General features: G+C 61.0%; 5 protein-coding genes and 1 riboswitch. Of the genes, 1 reads left to right on the top strand and 4 read right to left on the bottom strand.

Annotation, left to right across the window (positions count from 1 at the left end; translation table 11 throughout):
- Positions 1-46: 46 nt before the first annotated feature.
- The 4 genes from VJ604_RS15645 to proC all read right to left on the bottom strand — a co-directional run bounded on the left by VJ604_RS15645 (position 47) and on the right by proC (position 3,015).
- Positions 47-985 (bottom strand): DUF4382 domain-containing protein, encoded by a 939-nt coding sequence (locus VJ604_RS15645; protein ID WP_324084120.1) that lies wholly within the window; start codon positions 983-985, stop codon positions 47-49.
- Positions 986-1,104: 119 nt separating this feature from the next.
- A riboswitch (cyclic di-GMP riboswitch) is annotated at positions 1,105-1,181 on the bottom strand.
- A 73-nt stretch (positions 1,182-1,254) separates the two neighbouring features.
- The gene (locus tag VJ604_RS15640) at positions 1,255-1,758 is read right to left on the bottom strand and encodes a DsbC family protein (protein ID WP_324084119.1); all 504 of its coding nucleotides are present in this window, start codon (positions 1,756-1,758) and stop codon (positions 1,255-1,257) included.
- 172 nt (positions 1,759-1,930) lie between these two features.
- A complete protein-coding gene (locus tag VJ604_RS15635) occupies positions 1,931-2,206 on the bottom strand; it encodes an acylphosphatase (RefSeq protein ID WP_324084116.1) in 276 nt (91 codons plus the stop codon).
- Positions 2,203-3,015 (bottom strand): pyrroline-5-carboxylate reductase, encoded by an 813-nt coding sequence (proC, locus tag VJ604_RS15630; protein ID WP_324084114.1) that lies wholly within the window; start codon positions 3,013-3,015, stop codon positions 2,203-2,205. Before proC ends, VJ604_RS15635 begins: the two co-directional genes overlap by 4 nt.
- Positions 3,016-3,303: 288 nt before the next feature.
- Here proC and VJ604_RS15625 point away from each other — a divergent pair, with 288 nt between their 5' ends.
- Complete coding sequence (locus VJ604_RS15625) at positions 3,304-4,464, top strand: MFS transporter (RefSeq protein ID WP_324084112.1); 1,161 nt, start codon at positions 3,304-3,306, stop codon at positions 4,462-4,464.
- Positions 4,465-5,365 lie beyond the last annotated feature (901 nt).

Genomic DNA, 5,365 nt, shown 5'->3' with positions numbered 1-5,365 from the left:
ACCCGAAAGAGTCCCCGTCTTTTTTATTGCCGTCAGCTAGCAGCTATCACGGTGCCGGTTGCAGGTTGATCTGACTCAGATCGGTGAGTTGCCCCTGCACGACGGGGACCGCTACCGACGAGTAGAGCTTGAAGCCGTTGGCGCTGACGAAGGCCTTGTAGGAGATCGTCTGGGTGCTGGGGGGGACGAAGGCGGTGAAGGGGGCCTGCCATTTGCCGCTGGTATAGCTGGAGAAGATCCGTCCGGCCGCGATGGGGTCGGTATCGTTGACGGCGCCGCGGCGCTTGATGGAAACGGTGGCGGAAGAGAAGTCCTTGAAGGTGGCGCTCACGGTGCCGCCGATGGTGCCGTACTGGGTCAACACGCTCGCCATTTGGATCAGCCGGATCCCGGTCGGCTTCAGGTTGTAGTCCCCATTACTCCGCTGCACGATAGCCGTGTTGGGATCAAAGTCGATGGCCACGGCGTTGGTCACACCCGGCTTGACCTGCAGCGGCCCGAGGATTTTCAGCCCCGACTGCTGGCCGCTGGGAGTCTTCAGCGGGATCAGGGTGGAGGGGTCGGTCTTGAGGGTGAGGTAGTTGACCGGCGCCTGTCCCTGTCCGTTCGGGTTGGGGGCCAAAATCAGTCGGATTTGGCTGTAGCTGCCAGCCGGCAGCGTGATCTCGCCCAGGGCCTGCTGGATGAACTGCAGCTGCATGACATCGATGACCTTCGGTGTGTTGAAGTGGGCGACCACCGGCAGTCCCGGATCGTTGTCGGCCGCGTTATCCATGCCGGCGGGGACGGCGCGCACCTCGCTGATCGCCACCACGACCGAGTTGTAGTTGTCGCTGGGCTTGTCGGTGATGGAGAGCTTGAGGACCCCGGTGGGGGCCGCGCTGCCGGTACCGCCACCTCCGCCGCAACCGGCCAGTTGATAGAGCGCCAGGGTCACGATGCATAAGGTAATGAGGGTCTTGAATGAACGGGTTGTGCGTGTCATAGGCTTCCTCCTGGGTTATCTCCCGATCGAGAAGATCTCGGGTAGTATCGTCTGCCAAAGGCAATTCCCGCCGATACCCAGGCACAAAAAAAGCCGGGTGCCTGAATATCGATCGATATTTCGGCGACCCGGCTGTCTCAGAGAGACCCAGTAGGCTTTCCGCCCCATCCTCGCGGATGGTTTAGTATTATCGTGTATCTGATGTAGATGGAAATTCTGGCGCGAACATAGCCCAAGGCCGGGACGATGTCAACGCCAATTTTTGGCCCCTATTTTAGCAGAGGCGCCAGCTTGTTCATGTCGAAACCGACGATCACCCTTCCGTAGACCATGAAAGTGGGGGTCGATCTCACGCTGTTGGCCTGGGCGATTTCCTGATGTTCCTTTTGCAGGTGAATCCCCTCCGGGGTGATGGGACCGGGGGTGGGGCCCCTGTCAAACTTGCCCGACTCTACCTCCAGGTAGGCCTTCTCCTTGTCCTTGGCGGAAAGGATGTACTGCGTCTTCCCCTTCGCGCCGGGGTGCATCGGCAGCGGGAGCAGGAAGATGTAACGGGTCACCTGGGGCTGGGTCCGGAAGTAGGCCTCCGCCTTCCGGCAGTAGGGGCAGTCGGGGTCGGTGAACTCGATGACCATGACCTTTCCCGAGCCAACCTTGATGGCCTTGGTGAGATCGAGGCTGTCGGCCGCCGGGGCCTTGGGGGCAAGGAGCAAGGTCAGGAAAAGGGGGGCCAGGATGAAGCGCCTGATCCGTTTGGAGATGTATTCAGTCATGTCAGTTGCTCCCTTGTTGATGGTCCCGTTGCTGGACGCTTAAAGGCCGAAAGCAGGCAGGCCTTCAAAAGCAATCCCCCCTGTCCCCCCTTTATCAAGGGGGGGACGTGATGCGGAGCATCATCGCTGATCAGAGAAGGTAACTATACTCAGTGCTTGATTTGAAGTTTCTCTAGTACCTGATGCCGAAGCCGGCAAACTCCCCGGTGAATTCTCCCGGTTGCTCGTCAAACTCGTCGACCTGGGCGGAATCAGGTCCCCTGCGGCACCACTCCACCATGGCACGGACCGCCGACTCCTCACCTTCGAAACAGGCCTTTACCGAGCCGTCCGGTTGGTTCATCACCCAGCCGGTCACCCCGTGCCGTGCCGCCATCCGTGAGGTGTGATGCCGGAAAGCCACCCCCTGGACGCGTCCTCGCACTACGACCGTGCTCCTGATGTTCACTTTGCCCCCAGTTCCTTCGACCTCGCCACGGCGACGTCGACCGCGTTGATAGTGGCAGCGCGGAAGCCGTCACGGTCCAGGGAATGCATACCGGCAATGGTGGTGCCGCCGGGAGAAGCCACGTTCGATTTCAAGACCGCCGGATGCTCCTTGGTCTCCAGCAAGAGCTTGGCGGTGCCGTACACGGTCTGTGCCGCCAAGGTGGTCGCCACCTCCCTGGTGAGGCCCTGCTTCACCCCGGCGTCGCTCAGTGCCTCGATGAAGGTGAGCACGTAAGCGGGGCCGCTGCCGGACAGGCCGGTGACCGCGTCGAGCAGCTTCTCATCAACCACGCAGGTGGTGCCGACCTGGTCGAAGATCCTGCGGGTGAGCGCGAGGTCGTCGTCGGTGGCCAGCGAGCCGCGGGAGATGGCGGTAGCCGCTTCCAGCACCAGTGCCGGGGTGTTCGGCATCACCCTGACCACCCGGGCGCCGGAACCGAGCATCCCCTCGATGGTCGCGCAGGTGGCCCCTGCCATGATGGAAATGAAAAGCCTCTCCTTCACGGAGGCGGCTTTGACCTCCTTGAGGGCGACCGCGGCCATCTGCGGCTTCACTGCCAAGAGCACGACGTCGCTGGTCTTGCAGAGCTCGTCGTTGTCACTGATCACCCGCACCCCGTATCTTTCCGCCAGTACGGCCCTGCGCTGCTCCGCCGGTTCGGAAACGGTCAGCTTCCCGGCCGGGACCCCTCCGGCCAGAAGCCCCTTGATGATCGCCTCAGCCATGTTCCCGCCACCGATGAACCCTGTTTTCATTTCCTTGTGCATCAGCCTCGCCTCCGTCGCATTGATTCTAACAAAAGATCAGTCGATAGGTAATAAAATCGGGGTCAAAAGTCAAGGTATGCTTTGCGACTGGCAGTTGATGCCGGCGTGCAGGTCATTTTGACAGTGTGTCAGTCACGGGCTCAGCAACAGCAACCAGATGATTCAGCGGAGGTCTGTGACAAAGGTTCAGCCCTGTGACACAGTTCGAGACTGTGACACTTTTCAAACCGCTAGAGCGGTACTTGTTACCATGGCGATTTCAGTTAGAGTAATGGTGGAGGTGCCCCCATGTTTGCAGGAATTACCGGCAACGTACTGGTGCTGGGACTGGTGAGCTTCTTCACCGACGTCTCCAGCGAGATGATCTACCCTCTGCTCCCCGTTTTCCTGAGCAGCGTGCTGGGTGCCGGCCCCGCCTTCCTTGGCGTCATCGAGGGGGTCGCCGAGTCGACTGCCTCCCTGCTCAAGCTCTTGTCCGGCATCGTTTCTGACCGGGTGCGCGCCCGCAAGCGGCTGGTGCTCTTCGGCTACTCCCTTTCCGCAGTGATGCGCCCGTTGATCGGGGCGGCCACCTCTCCCCTGGGGGTGCTGTTGATCCGGTCGTGCGACCGGGTGGGGAAGGGGGTGAGGACCTCTCCACGCGACGCCCTGATCGCCGACTCCGTCGATCCTACCCTGCGCGGCAAGGCCTACGGGTTCCACCGCTCCATGGACAACGCCGGGGCGCTGATCGGCCCGCTGCTCGCCACCTTGCTGCTCGCTTATTTCGTGAAGGACCTGCGGACGCTCTTCTTCCTGGCCGGGGTCCCGGGGATCGTGGTGGTGCTGCTGATCCTGTTCAAGGTGAGCGAGGTGCAGAGAAAGGGCGTGCCCCAGAAACAGGTGCGGCTTTCCGTGCTTCCCGCCGGGGCGCTCAGGAGATACCTGCTGATACTCTTCCTGTTCACCCTGGGTAACTCCTCCGATACCTTCCTCCTCCTCAAGGCGGGCAAGCTCGGCATGCCGGTCTATCGCATACCGCTCCTGTGGGCCTTCTTCAGTGCCGTCAAGATGGTCTCCTCCATGCCCTTTGGCGCCCTGTCCGACCGGGTGGGGAGGCGGTCGGTGATCGTCGCCGGCTGGTGCGTCTATGCCATCTGCTACCTGGGCTTCGCCTTCGCCACCAGCGAGTTGCACATCTGGCTGTTGTTCGCCGTCTACGGCCTCTTCTACGGTCTCACCGAGGGGGTGGAGAAGGCTTTGGTGGCCGATCTCTCCGACCCCTCCCTGCGGGGGGCGGCTTTCGGCTGGTACAACTTCGCCATCGGCGCGGGCGCACTTCCCGCCAGCGCCTTGTTCGGCCTGGTCTGGCAGCAGTACGGCGGCGTCATCCCCTTCCTGATCGGCGCGGCGTTGGCAGCCGTGTCCACCGTGCTTCTCCTCACCCTGGTGAAACCGGCCAAGCCGTAGCTCGTCGCCATCCCCTCCTCCTAAATCCCTTCTTGAACAGCGGTGTGCACGAGTTGAACAGCATCCTCTCGTTCCCCTTTTCAAAAATTCACGTCAAAACAAGATGTTACGAATGGCTCGCAAGCTGCAAAGGTAGTCGCAACTGATCGGTGGCTGCAGTCGTTACCTTCTCTACTCCCCAGCGCCGTCCTGGTAACCGAATCCCACTCTGTCAGCACCCCGGCCCTCGCCCTCCGGGAGAGGGCCGGGGTGAGGGACCTTTCCACGGAGATAGGAGGCTTCCTTCACCCCTACCCTCCCCCAGCGGGGGAGGGAGAGTTTAGAGTGCGGGTAAATGCTTAGAAGAAAATAACTTTCCAGACCCTAAAGTGATTTAAAACAGCGCCGATGAATGAGTCGTGTTGAGGGTGCGTGCAGTACTTCTGACGCCGCAAGAAGGTCTTGCCGTCAGACGCGTTTCTTCAAAGATGGCTTCGCTACGAGGATGTTAATGCCGCACAGCCTGATACCTTCATGGTTCCCCTTGAAACTGAGTTCACCCCCTGTTTTACATCAGCGGAATAACTCACCCCCAATGGTAATTCCCGTTCATATCGAAGTATCCACCCCTGCCGGATTGATCATGAATCGCGGTTCAATCTCCGGTTCCTCAACAGCCGGTCCAGTGTTGTAACAGTCAAAGCGATGCCCGGTGACGGCTCGGCATCGGAGATAGAGGAAAGGGCGCAAGGCAGAGGGTCAGCTTGCGCTCGAGCTGCGCCCGGTCCAGCCGGCAAACTCGTCACCTCGCGTGACGGGTGCGGCCCCCGCCGGACTGCGCGGCTACCTGCGCGAGCGCGCTGCAGATGCGCGGCCCAGCGACTTCAACGATCAAAGGTAGTTCTCGATAGGCAAAAACAGG

It is taken from the genome of Geomonas sp. (genome assembly GCF_035254065.1).
GTDB lineage: Bacteria > Desulfobacterota > Desulfuromonadia > Geobacterales > Geobacteraceae > Geomonas.
The sequence above is the reverse complement of the archived record's forward strand: the minus strand, read 5'-3'. Positions and strand labels throughout refer to the sequence as shown.

Coding starts and splice junctions, on each gene's coding strand:
- VJ604_RS15645 (WP_324084120.1), bottom strand. CDS start 985: ATGACACGCACAACCCGTTCATTCAAGACCCTCATTACCTTATGCATC.
- VJ604_RS15640 (WP_324084119.1), bottom strand. CDS start 1,758: ATGACTGAATACATCTCCAAACGGATCAGGCGCTTCATCCTGGCCCCC.
- proC (WP_324084114.1), bottom strand. CDS start 3,015: ATGCACAAGGAAATGAAAACAGGGTTCATCGGTGGCGGGAACATGGCT.
- VJ604_RS15625 (WP_324084112.1), top strand. CDS start 3,304: ATGTTTGCAGGAATTACCGGCAACGTACTGGTGCTGGGACTGGTGAGC.